This is a genomic window from Streptomyces natalensis ATCC 27448 (assembly GCF_000935125.1).
In the GTDB taxonomy this organism is placed as follows: Bacteria; Actinomycetota; Actinomycetes; order Streptomycetales; family Streptomycetaceae; genus Streptomyces; species Streptomyces natalensis.
The window spans coordinates 1-19,523 of sequence record NZ_JRKI01000003.1; the positions used below are offsets into that span (position 1 = coordinate 1).

At 70.3% G+C, this 19,523-nt stretch carries 16 protein-coding genes and 2 pseudogenes; 9 read left to right on the forward strand and 9 right to left on the reverse strand.

Annotated features, from left to right (window positions below):
- Positions 1-103 precede the first annotated feature (103 nt).
- From SNA_RS01010 to SNA_RS01025, 4 genes are all read right to left on the reverse strand, one after another.
- Positions 104-1,279 carry a Zn-dependent hydrolase gene (locus SNA_RS01010; RefSeq protein ID WP_030068577.1) on the reverse strand — a complete coding sequence of 392 codons (1,176 nt, stop codon included), beginning with the start codon at positions 1,277-1,279 and terminating at the stop codon, positions 104-106.
- A 125-nt stretch (positions 1,280-1,404) separates the two neighbouring features.
- Positions 1,405-2,379, reverse strand: a complete 975-nt coding sequence (locus tag SNA_RS01015) for a DMT family transporter (RefSeq protein WP_044362595.1) — start codon at positions 2,377-2,379, stop codon at positions 1,405-1,407.
- Entirely contained in the window at positions 2,376-3,467 is a 1,092-nt protein-coding gene (locus SNA_RS01020; protein WP_030068579.1) for a hypothetical protein, read from the reverse strand. Before SNA_RS01020 ends, SNA_RS01015 begins: the two co-directional genes overlap by 4 nt.
- Before the next feature lie 137 nt (positions 3,468-3,604).
- Entirely contained in the window at positions 3,605-4,525 is a 921-nt protein-coding gene (locus SNA_RS01025) for a LysR family transcriptional regulator (protein ID WP_044362599.1), read from the reverse strand.
- A gap of 41 nt (positions 4,526-4,566) precedes the next feature.
- Here SNA_RS01025 and SNA_RS01030 point away from each other — a divergent pair.
- From SNA_RS01030 to SNA_RS01045, 4 genes and pseudogenes are all read left to right on the forward strand, one after another.
- Positions 4,567-5,256, forward strand: a pseudogene (locus tag SNA_RS01030) (serine hydrolase domain-containing protein); the annotation flags it as partial.
- A 1-nt stretch (position 5,257) separates the two neighbouring features.
- A pseudogene (locus SNA_RS01035) lies at positions 5,258-6,715 on the forward strand (RHS repeat domain-containing protein); the annotation flags it as partial.
- Positions 6,716-6,726: 11 nt separating this feature from the next.
- On the forward strand, positions 6,727-7,284 hold the full coding sequence (locus SNA_RS01040) for a hypothetical protein (RefSeq protein ID WP_030068586.1): 558 nt from the start codon (positions 6,727-6,729) through the stop codon (positions 7,282-7,284).
- A 2-nt stretch (positions 7,285-7,286) separates the two neighbouring features.
- Positions 7,287-7,910, forward strand: coding sequence for a DUF4291 domain-containing protein (locus tag SNA_RS01045; protein ID WP_044363058.1), 624 nt, complete (start codon positions 7,287-7,289; stop codon positions 7,908-7,910).
- Here SNA_RS01045 and SNA_RS44925 read toward each other — a convergent pair.
- A complete protein-coding gene (locus tag SNA_RS44925; RefSeq protein WP_078969596.1) occupies positions 7,862-8,398 on the reverse strand; it encodes a phosphatase PAP2 family protein in 537 nt (178 codons plus the stop codon). The two genes, SNA_RS01045 and SNA_RS44925, sit on opposite strands and share 49 nt — an antisense overlap.
- A 435-nt stretch (positions 8,399-8,833) precedes the next feature.
- On the opposite strand from SNA_RS44925, the gene SNA_RS01050 reads away from it, so the two are divergent.
- A complete protein-coding gene (locus SNA_RS01050) occupies positions 8,834-9,139 on the forward strand; it encodes a tryptophan 7-halogenase (protein WP_275041976.1) in 306 nt (101 codons plus the stop codon).
- The gene (locus tag SNA_RS43565) at positions 9,136-9,630 is read left to right on the forward strand and encodes an ATP-grasp domain-containing protein (RefSeq protein ID WP_030068590.1); all 495 of its coding nucleotides are present in this window, start codon (positions 9,136-9,138) and stop codon (positions 9,628-9,630) included. The genes SNA_RS01050 and SNA_RS43565 overlap by 4 nt, the downstream gene beginning before the upstream one ends.
- 45 nt (positions 9,631-9,675) lie before the next feature.
- Here SNA_RS43565 and SNA_RS44930 read toward each other — a convergent pair whose 3' ends face one another.
- The 4 genes from SNA_RS44930 to SNA_RS01075 all read right to left on the reverse strand — a co-directional run bounded on the left by SNA_RS44930 (position 9,676) and on the right by SNA_RS01075 (position 13,279).
- Positions 9,676-9,819 carry a hypothetical protein gene (locus tag SNA_RS44930; protein WP_338059794.1) on the reverse strand — a complete coding sequence of 48 codons (144 nt, stop codon included), beginning with the start codon at positions 9,817-9,819 and terminating at the stop codon, positions 9,676-9,678.
- A 1,250-nt stretch (positions 9,820-11,069) separates the two neighbouring features.
- On the reverse strand, positions 11,070-11,345 hold the full coding sequence (locus SNA_RS01065) for a hypothetical protein (protein WP_241779524.1): 276 nt from the start codon (positions 11,343-11,345) through the stop codon (positions 11,070-11,072).
- Between the two features lie 497 nt (positions 11,346-11,842).
- Positions 11,843-12,514, reverse strand: coding sequence for a class I SAM-dependent methyltransferase (locus tag SNA_RS01070; protein WP_030068593.1), 672 nt, complete (start codon positions 12,512-12,514; stop codon positions 11,843-11,845).
- A gap of 135 nt (positions 12,515-12,649) precedes the next feature.
- Positions 12,650-13,279, reverse strand: a complete 630-nt coding sequence (locus SNA_RS01075) for a class I SAM-dependent methyltransferase (protein ID WP_030068594.1) — start codon at positions 13,277-13,279, stop codon at positions 12,650-12,652.
- A gap of 549 nt (positions 13,280-13,828) precedes the next feature.
- On the opposite strand from SNA_RS01075, the gene SNA_RS01080 reads away from it, so the two are divergent.
- From SNA_RS01080 to SNA_RS01090, 3 genes are all read left to right on the forward strand, one after another.
- Entirely contained in the window at positions 13,829-17,842 is a 4,014-nt protein-coding gene (locus SNA_RS01080) for an nSTAND1 domain-containing NTPase (protein WP_044362601.1), read from the forward strand.
- 282 nt (positions 17,843-18,124) lie between these two features.
- The gene (locus SNA_RS01085; protein ID WP_030068600.1) at positions 18,125-18,739 is read left to right on the forward strand and encodes a UTRA domain-containing protein; all 615 of its coding nucleotides are present in this window, start codon (positions 18,125-18,127) and stop codon (positions 18,737-18,739) included.
- Between the two features lie 5 nt (positions 18,740-18,744).
- Positions 18,745-19,503 (forward strand): glycosyltransferase family 2 protein, encoded by a 759-nt coding sequence (locus SNA_RS01090; RefSeq protein ID WP_078969646.1) that lies wholly within the window; start codon positions 18,745-18,747, stop codon positions 19,501-19,503.
- Positions 19,504-19,523: the final 20 nt, after the last annotated feature.

Consider the following 19,523-nt stretch of genomic DNA (forward strand, 5'->3'; position numbering starts at 1 on the left):
CCAAGCTCAGAGCGCGGGTTCGATTCCCGAAGGCGGTTCCGGCCGGAAAGCCAGGTCAGAGGGATTCTGACCTGGCTTTCCGCTTGCGCAGCGCGGCTGGTCGTCAGGCGGCGACGGCGAGTCGCGGCTGACGTGCCCGTTCCTCAGCCAGGGTTACGGCGGCGTCCAAGAGCGCCTGGGCGCCCAGGACGAGTTGGTGGTCGGGGGTGTGCTCCAGGACGTTGTGACTGATCCCGGAGGTGCTGGGCACGAAGATCATCCCGGTGGGGACGTGGGAGCTCATGACGCTGGCGTCATGGCCCGCGTAGCTTGCCATCCGCGTGACCTTGTCACTGCTCTTCAGGCAGGTCTGCTCGACCGTGCGAACGATCTCCGGATCGAAGGAGGCGACAGGCTTGGCCGATACCTGTGCGATCTCGCAGGAGCAGTTCTCCTCCTCGGCGATGCGCTCGAACTGCTGACGCATCGTGCTTCTCGTGGCCTCCAGCAGGTCGTCGGAGATACCGCGGATCTCCACCTGAAGGCTGGCGTGGCCGGGGACAACGTTGGCGGCGCCGGGACTGAAGGAGCAGGAGCCGACGTTGGCGATGAGCCCCTCGCGGTCGATCTCCTGGCACAGGGGCATCAGTGCGGCGGCGGCCCGGGTCGCGGCACGTCCGGCGTCGGCGCGCAGGTGGAATGGTGCGGCGCCGGCGTGGTTCTCCTGGCCCTTCATGACGACCTCGTAGCGTTCCACGCCCACGATGCCGGTGACGGCGGACAGGTCCAGGCCCGCCGCTTCCATACGCGGCCCCTGTTCGACGTGGAGTTCGAGGTAGGCGCTGATATCGCGGATGTGCGGGCTGTCGCACAGTGCGGTCGAACCGCCCAGGCCGCCGTTGGAGTCGGCGGCGACGCCTTCCTCGTCCCAGAAGGCCACGATCTCTATGTGGTCGGCAGCGGGGTGGCCGGCCTCAACGAGTGTGCGCAGCACTTCGATTGCCGCGACGACGCCGTACGCGCCATCCAGGTGCCCCGCTCCGGGCACGGTGTCCGCATGCGAGCCGAGCAGCAGCCGAGGACCCTCGCTGTCCGGTGTACGGCCGAACACGTTGCCGATCTCGTCCCGGTGTCCGGTGAGCCCCGCCACCTTCATGGTCTTGCTCAGCCAGTCCCGCGCCGCCAGATCGGCCTTGGACCCGGCGACGCGATGGATGCCGCCGGTGGGGCCCTGCCCGATCTGGGCGAGGTGGGTCAGCTCGGTGAGCAGGCGCGGAGCGGAGATAGCCGGGTTGTTCATAACTGTTCCCCCTGAGACGAGTTCGGTGAGTGAGGTGCGGTACTGCGGTGGTGCTGACGTTGCTGGTCCGTGGAACCGGGCACTCCGGTCTCCGGAGCGGTGCTGTGCACAGTGGTGGCGGTCCGTCAGGTGCGCTGCATGGCGCGAGAACTGAGCGCGACGCCGATGATGATCAGCCCCATGCTGATCAGCTGGGCCAGGTTGAGCCCGTCGCCGAGAGTGAAGTAGGCGAGGACGGCGACGATCGCGGGTTCGAGGTAGTAGACGATGCCGGCCCGGGCGACCCCGACGGTGGCGATGGCCTTGTTCCAGGCGAAGTACGCCACGGCGGAGGACAGCACACCCACGTAGAGCAGGGCGGCGACCGTGCCGGTGTGGACCGGGAAGCTGCCGTGGGCGGTCACGTCCCAGGCGTAGGCCGGCGTGAGGAAGGCCGTGCCAAGCACGAATGTGGACAGCAGCAGGCTGAGGCCGGAGATGCCCCGGGGCGTGCGGCGCAGCATGAGGCTGTACCCCGCGAAGGTGGTCATGGCGGCGACCATCCACAGGTCACCGGCGGAGAAACTGAGCCCCAGCAGCATCGCCATGGACCCTTTGGTGATCAGTACGACGATGCCGATCAGGGACAGAGCGGCTCCCGCCCAGCCGACAGCTCCGGGCTTCTCCCGCCACAGCAGCCGGGCGCCAACCATGATCACAAGAGGCGAGGCAGCCGCGAGGAGGGCCATGTTGGTTGCCGGACTGGTCTGTCCGGCTGTGTAGATCAGCGTGTTGAAGAGCGTGACGCCGAGCAGCGCAACGATCGACAGGAAGCCCAGATGGCGGCGGACGGCGGGCCAGTCGCGCCGTATGTGCGGTATCGCGAAAGGCGCTACGGCCAGCATGGCGATGACCCAGCGCCAGAAGGCCAGTTGGACGGGCCGGATGGCATGCGCCATGCCATCGGCGAGCACGAAGTTTCCCGACCAGATGACGGTGGCGACCGTGGCCAGGATCATGCCCTTGGCCGCGGCGGGGAACAGGGACCGGCGCCGGGGCCGATCGGTGGTCGGTGTGCAGGCGGCGGAGGCGGACGCAGATTCCGCGGTGAGGGTGCTCATGCGGCAGTCCTTCGAAAGTACGGAGTGTGGTGGGTGAAGAGATCGACCCGATGGGCCGCGGCCTGAGCGGCGTCCAAGGTCGGGTAGGGACGTGCGGTCACGAAGGCATCGACGGCGTGACCCGCCAGGCCGTGGGGCAGCAGGAGCGCGGCGACATCACTTCGGGGAAGCGTGTTGAGCCATCGCAGCCGCATCTGCTCCACGCCATGGCCGGTGATCCGGCCCCATATGCGCAACCGCGCCAGGCCGCCGGGCCCGGACAGGTCCAGCCGGACATGGGTGGCAGGCCGCGGCCGCGCCACGGAGAACCGGTACCGGCGGTCGGCCCGCAGAGACACCGCCTCCAGCAGCGGGAACCAGGTGTCCGCAGCGTGGGCATCCGCGGTCGTGGCGTCCATTGCGGACACGGACGCATGTCCGGCGGGCGGATGGCGCAGCCCGCGGGTGTCCACCTCGATGTGCTCGACGACCGAGTGGGCGGCGAGCCGCCATTGAGCCCAGGCGCTGCCGCTGCTCCATGCCGTCGACGGAGGCTCCCAGCCCGTACCGGATGATCCGGTCCCGGTGAGCGTCTGCGGCCCCGTCCCGAGTGGCGTCGGAGGGACCGGCGCCTCCCAGGGGGCGCCTGAGTAGTCGAGCAGGACGGCACCGGAATCCTGCGCCAGCACGTCGACGGTGCGACCTTCCAGCCTGGACGGGTCGGGGACGACCTCTCCCAGCACCCGCACCTTCGAGACCGGCTCCGGTGGGCTGAGCAGAACGCGTACGTGGGTCCAGCGCTCCGGGGCCGCGACATCGAGCACCCCGGTAGGGCGGTCTCCGAGCCGTACGCCCTGCGTCAGCGCCGACCACAGCGTGGTGCCGGCGCCGTGCAGGTCGGCCGGGCGGGCCGCCGCGAGGGACGCGCCCTGGGTCGTCACTACGGCCGCCGACCCGGCCGCGTTCGTCGGCAGATCCAGTGCCACCCGGTGCACCGTGCCGGCGCGGGCCAGGCGGACCGTCGTGCAGCCGTCGTGCGCAGCGTCGTCCGTTCCTCCGCTGTCGAGCGGCTCGGCGCCCAGGTCCAGCAGCGAGACAGGGGTGGTCACGGGTTCTCCTCGGTCGTGCGGCGAAGGCGGTGGGCGGTGCTGCCCGCCGCTCGGAACGCCCTCAGCTTCGACCGAGCACAACCATTAGGTCCATCTCATATAGCCACCTCAATAGTTCAGTTGCACTGCACGATGTCTCACATGGCGGGATGCAGCCTGCGCCGCTCCTCGGCGACTGCGCGCAGGCACCGCATCACTTCCTGAAACCGCGGCGCCACTTCGGCGCCCCGGCGCACGGCGCCGGTCACATGCCTGCGCGGCCGGTCGGCCGCCAGGACGCGCACCCGCACGCCGGGCCGCCGCGAGTCCACCAGACGAGGGATCAGCGCCACTCCCATCCCCGCCTGCACCAAGGACAAAATGACCCCCCAGTCCGCCGCGTGATGGGCCGGGCGCGGGACGAAACCGGCACTCGCGCAGACCGCCAGTGTGATCTCGCGCCATGGGCCGGAAGCTCCGTACACCCACGGCTCGTCCGCCAGGTCCGCCAGCCGGAGTCCTGTCTTGTCGGCGAGCCGGTGCCCCGCCGGCAGGGCCACGTCGAGGGGGTCGGCCAGCAGCGGGAAGCGGGTGAACCTCGCGTCGGGATCGGTGTGCGCCTGGGCCGCGAGCGACAACCCCAGGTCGATGTCCCCCTGTTCCAGCAGCGAAAAGACATCCGACGCCTCCGCCTCGCGGATCTCCACCCGCAAGGTGGGGCGCGACTCACGTAGCAGGTCGAGCGACGGGACAAGCAGCGCTTCCACCCCTGTGGCGAAGGAGCCCACCCTTACGACGCCCGCCGCGCCGCCGAGGTACGCCTCGACGTCGGCCTCCGCCTGCTCCAACTGTGCAAAGACCGTACGCCCGTGTTCGAGCAGGATGTGCGCCAGCTCGGTCAGCCGGACCCGGCGGCCCACCGGCTCGACCACCGGTCCGCCGACTTGTCGGCCGAGCGCGGCAAGCGCCTGCGACACGGCGGAAGGAGTCATGGACAGTGCCTCCGCAGCAGCGGTCACGGTGCCCTGTCGCTCCAACTCCCGCAGCATTCGGAACTTCCGCAGATCCCAGTCAATCATTCAATGGAATTTACGATCACCCTGAGAAGAGTTCAACGGAACTGAGGAAACTGACCGTCTGCAATGCCGGAAACGCGGCCTGTTGGGGCGGGGTTGCTCCCGGCCGGTTGACGACGGGCCGGGCGAAGCAACGCCGCCCGCTACCCGCTCAGCGCCACCGCCAAGGCCCTGACCGACCCATGCAGCCGGACACGATCTTCGACGTCGCCAGCCTGACCAAAATCCTGGCCGTCTGGTCCGCGATCGGCGCCCTCTGGGAAAACGGCTCCCTCCCGCTCGACGAACCCCTCGGCACCTTCTGGCCCGAGGTCACAGCCCACCCTCTCGGCCAGGTCACCGCCCGCCACCTGCTCACCCACACCGCCGGCGTACCGCTGCGGGCCCAGCTGAAGAACCTCTACGGCACCGACCCGACCGCCATCCGCACTGGCGTCCTTCGCGAAGCCTTGCACCGGCCGCCCGGCGAGGCCGTCGAATACACCGACCGAGCCGCCCTCATCCTCGGCTACCTCGCCGAGCACCTCTCCGGCCAGGGTTTGGACCAACTCGCCCACACCCGCGTCTGGCAGCCGCTGGGCATGACCCGCACCCGCTTCGGCCCGCTGCCACCCGAACTGGCCGCCCGCTGTGCCCCGACAGAGCTCGACGAAGACACCGGCCGCCACCTCAAGGGCACCGCCCACGACTTCTCCGCCCGCCTCCTCGACGGCGTCTGCGGCATCGCCGGCGCCTCACTTCGGTGACGCGATCACCCTCACCCAGGGTTGGGACCCACGGGGCCGCATGACCGCGCAGACCCTCACGGGACGCGGTCGGCAGCTCCAAGCGCGTACGTACGCCTACGGCCCCGATGACCATCTCACCGCGACCACCGACCAGTTGAACGGTGACCGCGCCTACGAGCTGGATGCCGGCGGACGGGTCGTCGCCGTACAGGCGCAGGGGTGGTCGGAGCGGTATGCCTACGACGAAGCGGGCAACCAGACCGCAGGACAGTGGCCCGACCGGCACCCAGGCAAGGACGCGCAGGGTGAGCGGACCTATGACCGCAACCGGCTGATCACGGCCGGGCGCATCCGCTACTCCTATGACGCCCAGGGCCGCATCACCACCCGCGTCAAGACCCGACTGTCCCGCAAACCCGATGTCTGGTCCTACGAGTGGGACGCCCAGGACCGGCTCACCTCGGTGGCCACTCCCGACGGTGCTCGCTGGCGCTACCGCTACGACCCGCTGGGCCGCCGAACAGCCAAGGAAAGGCTGGGCGCCGACGGCTGCACCGTTCTCCAGCGGACGGACTTCGCCTGGGACGGCTCCACCCTCGTCGAAGAGACCCAACATGTCGTCGGCCGCCCCGATACCGTCACTCTGACCTGGGATTACGACGGCCAGGGCCCGATAGCACAGAGCGAACACAAGTCGCCGGCCGGCACCGCACCCCAAGAGGAGATCGATCGGCGCTTCTACGCCATCGTCACCGACCTGGTCGGCGCGCCGCGGGAACTCGTCGACGAAACGGGCGACATCGCCTGGCGTGCCAGGTCCACCCTCTGTTGCGCCACCACGTGGCGCAACGAGGACACCGCATACACGCCGATCCGCTTCCCCGGCCAGTACTTCGACGCGGAGACCCAGCTCCACTACAACCTGCACCGTTATTACGACCCGGAGACCGCGCGGTACACCGCGCCCGATCCGCTGGGCCTCGCACCGGCACCCAACCCCGCCACCTACGTGCACAATCCGCACACCTGGGCGGACCCCCTCGGCCTCTCCCCCGACTACATCACCGTCTACCGGAAGCAGAGCGACCACCCAGGGAGCCAGCGGCTCAAGATCGGCCCGAACGGCGAGGTCACCCTGCGAGGGAAGCAGCACCTGTACGTGAACATGAGCAACGACATCAAGCACACCACAGAATATCGGAAGGGACAATCAAGGCCCGACGAAATCCTCGCCTTCGATATGCCCAAGTCCTATCTTGAAAAAGTGCGCGAAACCGCCGTTCCGCAGGGCGCCCCGGACGGCTGGGAGGGCACCAAGCAAGACTGGAAGAAGCTCAAGAGCGATAAGCCAGAGATATCAGACCCGACCCAGGGGCCAGATCTGTATGGAATTCCAGCCAAGCTGCTCGACGAATTTATGGGGGAAATCAAACCCAACTCCGGTAGGATGATCAAGACTATGTAATGGGAGTGTGGATGCTTCACGAGATTGATGACCTGCGTCAGGAACGGCAGCGAGTGGAGGCCCGGCCCCCGACCGAGGGAGCTCCACCCGTACTCACCGTCTTCGATGTGGTTCCAGCGGTCGACCCGCAGGACTACATCCGTCGGGTACGGACGGTGCTGTCTGTCGCGCTCGATCTCGCCATTACCGAGTCTTTCGAGGATGACAACCTGCCGACCGAGGGCATTCCCGACTGGTTCGCGGCGGTGAGCGGCGCCACTGGGAGTGCGATCGCGGAGTTCTCCCGTCGCGGTATGGATCGCTACCACGCGGCAATCAACGAGAAATCCTGGGACCTCCAGTGGTGGCTTTTCGAATTCGACCCCGACAACGAGTCCCGAGGCTGGGCATGGTGGGACGTCACGCAGTCGGGGGACGGACGAGTGCGCGTATGGACCGATAGCTGGGGTGAATCGTTCTTCGCCTGTGACGAACTGCGCTGGCTCCTTTACACAGCTGGCGCAGAAGAGGTATCAGGCCCCTTTCTGGCGGACACTCCGGAATGGGCGCAGGAAATCACTGGGCAGTGAGCATGGGATCAACAGAGCAGCCCGTGAAAGTTGTCGGCAGTCGGTTTGTCCGCGCCCACTACACGGAAGAGACAATCACCGTGTACCAGGCGTACCCGCCGCAGATCGCACTGCCGGCAGTCAACGCCGGCACGTTCGTGGCACCCTTCAAACGCGACCGCATGACCTGGATCAAGCCCTCATTTCGGTGGATGATGTACCGCTCCGGCTGGGCAACCAAACCCGGCCAGGAACGAGTTCTGGCAATTCAGATCAGCCGAACCGGGTTCGAATGGGCCCTGCGCCATGCCTGTCTGAGTCACTTCGAGCCGGGGCTACACGACAGTGAATCCGCCTGGCGGTCTCTGAAGTCGACCAGCCCGGTACGAGTGCAATGGGACCCTGAGCGCGCCACCGACCTCGCACCTCTGGCCGACCGCGCGATCCAAGTGGGATTGTCCGGCGAGGCCGTCGATCTGTATGTGGACCGGTGGATCATCGAACTCCGCGACATCACACCCCTGGTACACGCCATCCACGAGGACGTGCGGGCCGGAAGACGAGACAGAGCCGACGCCGCAGTCCCTGCAGAGGTGCACTACCCCCTTCCCCCAGACCTTCGCCGGAGGCTGGGCTCCTCTGGATGAGAGGACAAGTCCGTTCCGGTTCCGGCCGCGGTCCCAGATGCCGTACCCGAGGTCGGCGGTGCCCCAGGGTGAGGGCGGCCGTCGGCGCCGAGGGCGAACCCGGCGGTGACGTCGGTGGCCCAATGGACGCCGAGGTAGACGCGGCTGGCGGCGACCAGCCCGGACAGTGGCAGCGCCACTGTCCACCACGCCGCCGCACCGGCGCGGGAACGCCCGTGGGTAATTGCAGCGGCCCTCGCCCTCGCGGCCCTCCCGGCCTTCGGCGCCATCGACGCAACCGGAGACTTCCTGCAGTTGGTCGGCCACGCACTGGCCGGGGCGTAACAACAGATACCTGCTGGCAATAGGGGCGCATCCTCCCCCTGGGAGCCATCTGGGAGCCGACCCGCTCCCGAAAACCCTTCGACACCACCCGAGACCAACCGGCACCACGCCCCTGACCTGGGCAAACTGCATCCACGCAGGCAAGATCGGTGCCCGAACCTCATTCGGGACGAAGAGGTCGTGGGTTCAAATCCCGCCACCCCGACTGAAGGAACACCAGGTCAGGGGCCTGATCCGCTTAGCGGGTCGGGCCCCTGACGCGTTTCCGGAGATCGTTGGGGAGAAATCCGGGAGGCGATCTTGATCGGGTCTCCCCCGCATGCGATCGCCGGGACGGTGTGGCGCGCGTCTCACGCAGCGGCCCGGCCCTGTGCGTTCACGAACCCGGCTGCCAACTCGCCCCCGACGACCGCTTGTCGGCCAAGACTTCCGCACCGCGGGCGCCGGCGCTACGGAAGGCGGCGGGGCCGTGCGCCACGGGCTCCGTGGACTGCTTAGGCCAGGTCCGGATCAGGCCGGCTCAGAACGGTGACAGTGCTTCTGCGGGTGGGAGGACCTGCTCGTCACGGGAAAGAAGCCGCCATCGGAAAGGCTTGAGTGTGAAGCGCGAAATCACTGTTGTCGGCGGTGGAACGGCGGGTTTGATGGCCGCCACCGCCCTCCTTCGCCTGTGCCCGGGTACGAACGTCACGGTCATCCGCTCCACTGAGCTCGGCACCATCATGGTCGGCGAGGGAACGTTCGCGGGCACGCCGGACCAGGTCGGCGTCGACGACAACTTCCTGCGGTATCCGGGCGGGGCGATGGGCTTTGCACCCGACACCGTGATGGCCTCACCCGGGAGCGGACGGTCACCGACGAACTGCTTCTGCCCGAGGAACTCCTCAAGGAACTGCGGGAGTTGACAGCACGGGATGCCGCACGGGATGCCGTATGGGAGCTGATGCCGTGCTTCTGGACGCAGGGCGTCGCCGAGCTGGCCGCTGTCCTGGGCCTCGCACCCCGCGGCGGCCTCGGTTTCGCGGCACAGCGCGGTTCCGACCTGCTGAATCGGAAGACCCACTTCCGGCAGCTTGCGGCCGGCGCGGGCGTGCCGGTGCCCGACGGCTCCGTCGCGCGCACCCCGCTGGAGCTGACCCGGGCCATCGAGCGCCAACTGCCCCGTACCGGCACGGCCATCGTGAAGCAGGACGACGGCGCGGGCGGCAGCGGCAACCTCACACTCACCCGCGGTGCGGCCGGCGCGCCGAACGCGCCGCCTCGGGACCCCCTTGCGCCCGGAACTGGTGCGCAACACGGCCGAGCTGCGCAGGAGCGCCGCCGTGTGGCGCGTCGTGCACCTGCACGGGGAGGTGCGGGTGGCGGGCGGCGTCCCTGCTTGACGCAGGCGTCTTGACGCAGGCATCGCAGGGGGAGGCCCGGAGCGGGACACCGGATGTCGTCAGAGGCGGCATACCCGCCCGGCGACCAGATGTCCGGCGAGCAGATAGATCGCGGCAGGCAGGCCGTAGTTGAGGGCGACGCGCAGCCCCTCGGTGTCCACGGTGAAGATGTCCCGCGCCCACCAGGCGAGCGAGTCCGTCAAGACCCTGCACGGACTGCACGGACTGCACGAAGACATTGCCCTGGTTCGCGTCGAGCAGGTAGAGCACGATCCAGAGCCCCAGGAACGCGGCGGCCATGTCGGCGATCGTATGGATGATCAGGGCCGTCCGCTGTGCGGCGGTACCGCGACGGCCCCCCGTCGTACCGGTCGTCTGCGGGCAGGAATTCGGGCCGGTGGCTCGTGGGAGTCGCAATCTGGCGTACACAGCGCCTCGACGACGGGGAATAGTACGGGGAAGGGGACGGGGGGAGAGCGATGGCGGCCAGGGTGGCCACCCCCCACGGGAGTCACCCTGGCCGCGATCACAAACGGGGCACTCGTGCGCCCGTATGCACTTCTGCGTCGTGGGGTGCCGTCGCGTTACCCCGCCCGGAGATATGTCCGATACATGCGGCCCTATGCGCTTTTCCGGACGCCTTGTCGTGCGGGTGTGACAGCCGGTCGACCGGTGACGCAGAAGAAGTAGCCGACTGGTCATCGGCACACACGGATCCGACGGTTCCCCCCGTGCCGACGGATCCGTGCACACGGCGCGGGCGGTGCCCTCCCCCCTCTGGGCACCGCCCGCGCCGTCCCACACGGACCGCTCGCGGCCGGTCAGCTGCTGCCGCTGCGACGCTGCCCGAGACCGACATGCCCCTACGGCTGTCGGAGCCGACGATCAGGTAGTTGGTGCCCGCGCCCTCGGCCGGGCGGTCGATGGCCTTTCCGAGGTCGACTTCCTTGCGCAGCTTGGAGGGCGCCCAGAAATGCCTGCCGGCCGCCATCACGAGCAGAACGACGAGGACGGATATCAGAATCCGCTTGAGGGGAGGACACGGGCGGAATTCGGCGGACGTGCGGCATATGCGGGCCCATACGGTTCCGGGAAGTCGGCGTACCTGCCGTGGGGCCTCTGATTCATGCCCGGAAGTGTGCATTCTCCGGTTACCTCGAAGGTCGCCTCGGAAGGTTGCCTCGAACGCAAACCCAGGGAGCGACTCGGGGAAGACTGTTTCCGACCTGATCCACAGTGCCCGAGGGGACCGGCTGCGTTGTCCCGCCGAATGCACAAGGGGCGACCGAGCGGGCAGTCATGGCCGATTACGGGAATTCGGGCATGCGAGGGCTCGCGAAGGCACGCGGAAACCGGCGCCTTCGCACCTGCGCCTTCACTGCTGCGGCGCCGGTCGGCGGGCGCTCAGGGGGCACGGCCGGTCTGCGCCCCCTGAGTTCGGGGAAAGCGCAGTTCAGAGGCGTCGTAGCCAGGCGGCTGCACCATGGCCGACCCCGAGGTAAATCAGTGCGGGAAGGGCATAGTTGAAGAATACCCGCAGCCCTTCCGGCTTCATGATGAAGATGTCCTGCGACCACCCGGCGAGCCAGTCGGCCACACCGCGCACGAAGCCGACGAAGGCATTCGCCTGATTCGCGTCGAGCAGATACAGCAGGATCCACAGCCCGAGAATTACCGCGGCGACATCCGCGAGGCTGTGGATGATCAAGGCGAGCCGGTACGTTCCGATGCCTTGCCGGTTTCCCTGCCGGCTGCTCCTGGCGTTGGAGGGGGCGTTCGGAACGGCTTGGTACGGGGCTGGGTCGTAGGGCGAAGGCGCATTGCTGCGGTGCGGGGCGTGCGCCCCGGAATTCGGCAGCGGAGCCGTATCACCGGCATCCGGCGAGTTTGATCCGCCACGGTAAGGAGAGTTTGACCTGGAGCCGTATGGGCGATTTTGCGGTATGCCGTCATTGGGGTATCTCACGGTGCCCCGCATTTCCCGTTGAACGAATCCGAAACTCCCTTCACCGCTATTTCACATCAATGTCCTCGGACCGCCACTTCGCAGTCGGCGGTCTGGTGGCGCGGGCGGCCGGCTGGGGACCGCCCGCGCCACACGCGGCGCCTTGAGGCGGGGGGACCGCATACTTCAAGACACCGCGCGGCCGATAACCATCGGCACCCCCCACTGCGGCGCGCCGGACGAAAGTGTCACACCCGGCTGCGGGAGCCGCGGTGCGGTCGTCAACGCCGGGTCTGCGTCACACGCCACAGGCGGCGCGGCAGCTCGCCCTCCTCGAAGGCATGGACCTCGTCGAGGCGCCACCCCTCGGCGAGCGCCTCGACCAGCGCGCGGTCGAAGAAGTGCACGGCGAAGCCGCCGTGCTCGAAGATGCCGTCGCCGCGGGGGATGCCCGCACGGAAGTGGGCGTCCGCCGTGTGGCGGACCGTGTAGACGAAGGTGCCGCCGGGCCGCAGCACGCGCCGGACCTCGCGGACGAGCGCGTGGATCTCGCCGGTGGACAGGGCCATGCACAGCAGCATGTGCGCGAAGACCGCGTCCACCGAGGCACCGGGCAGCGGCAGCGGGTCGCGTACGTCGTGGACCGCGGTGGTCACGCGGGCGGCGATGTCCTGGGCACGGGCGGCTTCCCGGAGCTGCCGCAGACCGGTGGCGCTGAAGTCGGTGGCCCGGACGGCAAAGCCCTCCCGGGCGAAGTAGAGCGCGTCGCGGCCGTGGCCGGCGCCGAGTTCCAGGACGTCCGCGGCCCCGCGCGTGTGGAAGACCTCCGCGGCGTGCACGGCGGGGGCCGAGGGCCGCTCGCCGTACATGCCGGGGTGGGCGGCGTAGGTGCGCTGCCACTGTTCCCGCTGTTCCTTCTGGGTGGCGGCGAGGTCGCCGGGGTCGTGCGGCATGGCGTCTCCCGTCGGGGCTGCTCATGGGCCGAGGGGCCGGGACGTCGGACCGGCCTTCCTCACGGGGCCGAAAGGGCCCACAGGGCCCACAGGGCCCACAGGGCCGAAGGGCCGAAGGGCCGAAGGGCCGAAGGGTCAGGCGGCCGGTTTGACGGCGGCGAGGCGTTCGATGATGCCGAGGCTGTAGCGGTCGCGGTGGCGGACGGTGAAGCCGGCCTCGCGGACGAGGTGGAACGGGCGGCGCAGCTGGTGGTCGTCGGCGAGGGTGACCATCAGGGGGTCGAGCGCGCGCTGGAGCAGCCGGACGGCGAAGCGGTGGCTGATGACGTGATCCACCAGCAGCAGCGTGCCGCCGGGCGCGAGGACGCGGTGCATCTCGGCGACGGCGGCACGGTCGTCGGGAATGCAGCACAGGGCCAGGACGCACACCACGGTGTCGAAGTGGCCGTCGGGGAAGGGCAGGCGGGTGGCGGACGCCTCGGCGAGGGTGATCCCGATGCCGAGGTCGTCGGCCCGCCGCCGGGCTCGGGCGAGCATGTCCGGGGACAGGTCCACCCCGGTGAGGTCGGCGTCCTCGGGGTAGTGGGGCAGGGTCAGGCCGGTGCCGAGGGCGACTTCGAGGACGCGCCCGCGGGCCTGGGAGCACAGCCACCGGCGGCCGTCGCAGAGCATCCAGCGGTCGAAGCGGCGCATCCAGGTGTCGTAGCGGGGTGCGGTCCGGGCCCAGATCGCCCGGGTGCGTGCGTCCTGGTCGGGGTGGTCCACGGCGGTGTCCCCTGTTCCGTTCGGCGGCGGCCTGTGCGGCCAGCTTGCCGTCTGCCCGGCCCGCCGGCAGCCCCGGCGCACGACTCCGCGCCCTCCGGCACCGGTCCCTCCCCTCGTGGGGACCGGTGCCGAACGGCGCGGGCGGTGTCGATCCGCGCCCCCCGTACAGGCGCGGATCGCGAAAAGGGCGAACCCTTGGTCTACGCGGGCGAGGTCCGACGGGACCGGCTCGCGGGCCTCTTGAGCACGCGCGGCGAGACTCCGTCGCCGTCCCGTCCTCCCGGCGGAAGGTGTCCTCCGGCGGAAGGTGTCCTCCCGGCGGAAAGTGACCGAGACCATGCGGCGTCATGGGGAGCCCATGGTTGCCTCTCCGGTCGCCGTGCTGGTGGTCTGTCCAGGCGGCGTACCGTTGCTGCGCTGCTGCTTCGTGATCCTGCCAGCCAGGGCTCGGACCGAGGGGGTTCCGGAGCCGGACGGACGGCGTTGTCGCAGGTCAGCCCGATAGGGTGAGTTTTCCGGTCCGGATGTCCAGTGCGGGGGAAGTAAGGAGTGGAGACCTTGAGTTCCGACTCAGGGGCACGCGCGGCCTTCGCGGAACGTCTCGCACTGCTGTACAAGGAGGCCGGTAATCCTCCCCTCAAGCGTGTGGCCGAATCCGTCGTCGGGAGTCGCCGGGTCGACGAACGCGGGCGGCCCGTGCGGGTGTCCGCGCAGCGGATCAGCGACTGGCGACGGGCCAGGAATGCGCCCGCCCAGTTCGCCGCCCTCGCCGCGGTGCTGCACGTCCTGATCCCCGAGGCGCGGCGGCTGCGGCCCGTTCCGGTGTCCGAGGGCCTGTACGACCTGGCCCAGTGGCAGCTCCTGTGGGAGCGCGCGGTGGCCGACCCGGTCGGCGACCGGCCCGCGGCCGCCGCGGACGAGGAGGAGCAGGCCGCGGCCGAAGCCCCGTCCGTCCCCGGTGTCTGCCCCTACCGCGGGCTGGCGTCGTACCGCCCGCAGGACGCCCGGTGGTTCTTCGGCCGGGAGCGGAGCACCGAGGCCCTCGTCGCTCAGCTCCGCGCGGCGGAGCAGACGGGCGGCCTGGTCATGCTCGTGGGCGCCTCCGGGGCGGGAAAGTCCTCCCTGCTGAACGCCGGCCTGGTGCCGGCGCTGCACGGCGGCGCGCTGGGCGACGAGGACGGCCGGGACGGGGAGGCGGTGCAGCTCGTACCGGGAGCCGATCCGCTCGCCGAGCTGACCCGCCGGATCCCCGAGCTCGCCGACGTCGTCGCCACCGCGCAGAATTCGGCGGCGACGGCGCCCGGTACCGCGCATTTCGCGCGGGCGGTGCGGGAAGCCGTCGGGGCATGGGCGGGGCGCGGGACGTCCGCCGCCCGTCCGGTCGTCATCGTGGACCAGTTCGAGGAGACGTTCACCCTCTGCTCCGACGAGGCCAACCGGCGCGCCTTCATCGAGGTCCTGCACGCCGCGTGCACGCCGTCCGACGCAGATGACCCGGCCCCCGTCCTCGTCCTCCTCGGCATACGGGCCGACTTCTACGAGCAGTGCCTGGGCCATCCGGAACTGGCCGATGCGCTGCAACACCGGCACATGGTGCTCGGTCCGCTGACCAGCGCGGAGCTGCGCGAGGCGGTGGCCGGACCGGCCAAGGCCGTGGGTCTGGAACTCGAACCGGGGCTGGCGGAGCTGATCGTCCGGGAGGTGAGCGCCGACGGGCCCAGCGGGACGCACGACGCGGGCGTGCTGCCGCTCCTGTCCCACGCCCTGCTCGCCACCTGGCAGCGGCGGAAGGCGGGACGGCTGACGCTGGCCGGCTACCGCGCGGCGGGCGGCATCCAGGGAGCGGTGGCGGCGACCGCCGAGCGGGCCTGGTCCGGCCTCGACCCGGCGGCCCGTACGGCCGCCCGGCTGCTGCTGCTCCGGCTGGTCCGGCTGGGCGAGGACACCCAGGCCACCCGCCGTCGGGGGACGCGGCGCCAGCTGGCGGACGAATCGACCGACCCGAACAAAACGGAGGAATCGCTCGAAGCGCTGGTGCACGCCCGGCTGGTGACGCTCGACGCGGAGGCCGTGGAGATCACCCATGAGGCGCTGCTGCACGCCTGGCCGCGGCTGCGCGACTGGATCGACGAGGACCGCAACGGCAATCTGCTGCGCCAGCGGCTGGAGGAGGACGGCCGGGCCTGGGAGACCTCGCACCGCGACACCTCGCTGCTCTACCGGGGTTCCCGTCTCGACCAGGCCCGCACCTGGGCGCGTTCGGCCGGTGACACCTATCTGACCCGCAGCGCGGTGGAATTCCTGGCCGCCTCGGTCCGGCTGCGCAAGCGCACCGTGTGGATCGGCCGTGGTGCGGTGGCGGCCCTGGCCGTGCTGGCGCTGCTGGCCGTCGGGTCGGCGGTGGTCGCCTGGCAGCAGCGGGACGACGCGGTGTTCGCGCAGGTGCTCGCCGAGGCCGACCGCGTCCAGCACACCGATCCGTCGCTGTCCGCCCAGCTCGACCTGGTGGCCCACCACTTGCGGCCGGACGACGAGGACACCGACAACCGGCTGATCTCGATCGTGAACGCACCGCTGGCCACGCCGCTGCTCGGGCACACCGGCGCCGTCTACCTCACCTCCTTCAGCCCGAACGGACGGGTCCTGGCCACCGCCAGCTACGACCGCTCCGTCCGGCTGTGGGACGTGGCGGACCGCACCCGCCCGCGCCCGCTGGGCAAACCCCTCACCGGCCACACGAGCTGGGTGAGCACCGCGGTCTTCAGCCCGGACGGCCACACCCTCGCCAGCGCTTCGGACGACGGCACGATCCGGCTGTGGGACGTCCGCGACCCCGGCCACCCGCGCCCGCTCGGCGCGCCGCTGACCGGGCATGACGGCACGATCTCCCTGCTCGCCTTCAGCCCGGACGGCCACACCCTGGCGTCCGCGGACGAGGACCGCACCGTCCGCCTGTGGGACGTGCGGACACCGCACCGGCCCAGGGATCTCGGCGTCCTGACCGGCCCCACCGCCGCCGTGCGCTCCGTGGCGTTCAGCCCCGACGGACGGACGCTGGCGGCCGGCGGCGACGACAGCACGATCAGGCTGTGGGACGTCGCCGACCCGCGGCACCCGAACCGGCTCGGTCCGCCGCTGACCGGCCACACCCACACCGTGCACTCCGTCGCCTTCAGCCCCGACGGCCGCACGCTCGCCAGTGGCAGCAAGGACGACACCATCCGGCTGTGGAACGTCGCCGACCCGCGCCGCGCGGTCCAGATCGGCGCGCCGCTGACCGGCCACACCGGCCCCGTGTGGTCGGTCGCCTTCAACCACGACGGAAGCATGCTCGCGGCCGGCAGCGCGGACAGCACCGCGAGCCTGTGGAACGTCAGCAATCCGGCGTACCCGTCGCAGGTCGGCGAGCCCCTCGCGGGCAGCAGCGGCGAGATGTACGCGGTGGGCTTCAGCCCCGACGGGCGGACCCTGGCCACCGGCAGCGGCGACAGCAAGATCCGGCTGTGGTCGATTCCTTCGTCGGACATGATCGGCCGGATCGGAATGTTCCGGCCGGACGGCAAGCTCCTCGCCACCGGCAGCGGCGACGGCAGGATCCGGCTGTGGAACGTGACGGATCCCGCGCGGCCCACGGCGCTGGGCAAGCCCGTCGAGACCGGGGAGCGGGACCTGCGGTCGCTGGTGTTCTCGCCCAACGGCCGCACCCTCGCCGTCCTGACGGGCACCAGCAACACGGTCCAGCTGTGGAACGTCGCCGATCCCGCCCACCCCGTCGCCCACGGCCCGGCCGTCCCGCTGCACACCCGCTACGCGGGCCCCGACGAGTTGGCGCTCAGCCCCGACGGACACACCCTGGCCGTCGACTACGACGACCGGACCATCCAGCTGCTGGACATCACCGACCCGGCCCGCCCCAGACGCCTGGGCAAACCCCTCACCGGCCACACCGGCTACGTCAACACCCTCGTGTTCAGCCCGGACGGCCACACCCTGGCCAGCGGCAGCGCGGACAACACCGTCCGCCTCTGGAACGTGACCGACCCTCGTCACACCACCCCGCTCGGCGCGCCCCTCAAGGGCCACCTGGGCCCCGTCAACACGCTCGCCTACAGCCCCAACGGCCGTACGCTGGCCAGCGGCAGCGACGACGGCACGGTCCGCCTGTGGAACGTGACCGATCCGCTCGAAGCGACCCGGCCCGACTCGACGCTCACCGGCCACACCGAAGCCGTCGTGTCGCTGACCTTCAGCCGGGACGGCCGCACCCTCGCGAGCGGCGGCAACGACGACACGGTCCGCCTGTGGAACGTGGCCCATCCCTCCCGGGCCACCCCCATCGGCCAGTCGCTGAGCCCCACCGCCAAGACGGGCAACTTCCTGACCTTCAGCCCCGGCAGCCATCTGCTCGGGGTGTCCAGCGGCGCCGATACCGTCCGGCTCTGGGATCTGTCCGCCGACGAGGCCATCCGCCGGATCTGCGCCAGCACCCGGGGTGTGCTGACGCCGAAGAAATGGCACGAGTACCTGCCCCGCCTCTCGTACGCGCCCCCGTGCGGCGAGTAACAGACCGGGGCCCGGCCCCGTCGGACATCCGGGCAAGGTTGACCCCATCGCGTGATCCCGGCCACAACTCCCCCATGGAGCTGGGCAGTCGGCTCCCGCAGCGGGGGCAGCCTTGTTAGTCTTGGCGGTAGCCCGATCGCTGGTGCATCCCCCGTCGCCAGCGGTCGGGCGCTGTCATTTTTCCGCCGCATGTTCCGCCTCTCGGCTCCTCTTGGGGAGTCGTAAGCTGATCTCGCCCGGCCGGCCCCGCCGGGGCGCACGGCGACGGAACGGTGAGCGGCGATGGCAGCGGCGTACGAGCGGATCGCCCGGCGGCCGCGCACCCCGGTGGTGCGGTCCAATCTCCGGCACCAGTGGGAGAAGGACCGGGTGCACAAGCCCGTCGAACAGCGCAGCACGACGGGCGCCACCGAGCAGGACACCGGACTTCACGTCGATGACCTGGTCTTTTCCGCGTCGTATCGCGAGATCCCGGCGACCGAGGACCTCGCGAGGGCCTTCGCCCTCCCCGAGGGCACCATGCTGCTGGAGCGCTCCTACCGCACCCGGCACGCGGCCGAGACCGCGCCCTTCGGCCTGGTGACCTCGTATCTCGTGCGCGATCTGATCGCACCGAACCCCGACCTGCTGGACGAGACCAGGGAACCCTGGCCCGGGGGCTCGCAGAGCCAGCTGCACACCGTGGGCATCGAGCTGGACCGCATCGAGGAGCGCGTCACCGCCCGTCCGCCGACGCCCGGGGAAGCGGACGAGCTGGAGCTGCCGCCGGGCACGTCGGTGCTGGTGCTCCGCAAGACCTCGTACGACATCCGGGACCGCGCCGTGGGGGTCTCCGACATCGTCCTGCCGGGCGACCGCACGGAACTGCGGTTCACCACTCCCCTGGAAAGGTGGTGAGTGCCGTGCGCCGGCGCATCATCGTCGTCACCGCCGTGCACGCCCCGTCGGCCCGCTTCCTGCCGGAGGCGTACGCCTCGCTGTGCCGACAGGAGCTGCCCGCGGGGTGGGACTGGCACTGGGTCGTGCAGGAGGACGGACACGGCGACGAGGTCGCCCCGCATGTCCCGGACGACGCGCGGGTGACCTTCCGGCAGGGACGGCCGGGCGGCCCCGGTGTCGCCCGCACCATGGCCCTGGCGCATGCGGACGGCGCCTACGTCAAAATCCTGGACGCCGACGATCAGCTGCCGCCGGGCACGCTCGCCCGCGACCTGGCCGCCCTCGAAGCCGACCGGACCCTGGGCTGGGCCACCTCGCGCGCCCTGGACCTGCTGCCCGACGGCTCCACCGTCGGTTTTCCCCGAGACCCCGCGCCGGGGCCGGTCGAGCGGGGCGCCGTGCTCGACTTCTGGAAGGCGAACGACTACCGCGCGCAGGTCCACCCGGCGACCCTCTTCGTCCGCCGCGGCCTGCTGCTCGCCCTCGGCGGCTGGATGGCGCTCCCGGCCTCGGAGGACACCGGCCTGCTGCTCGCGCTGAACGCGACCAGCCGCGGCTGGTTCTCGTCCGAGGTCGGGCTGCTCTACCGCAAGTGGCCCGGCCAGGCCACCGGCCAGGCATCCCACACCGACGCCGCGGAGCGCGACGCCCGTATGGCGGTGGTGGAGGCCCGCGCCCGGGAGCTCGCCTCCTTCAACTGGTGCTACACGGCTGCCGATTGACCGCCGGCACGGCCAACCCC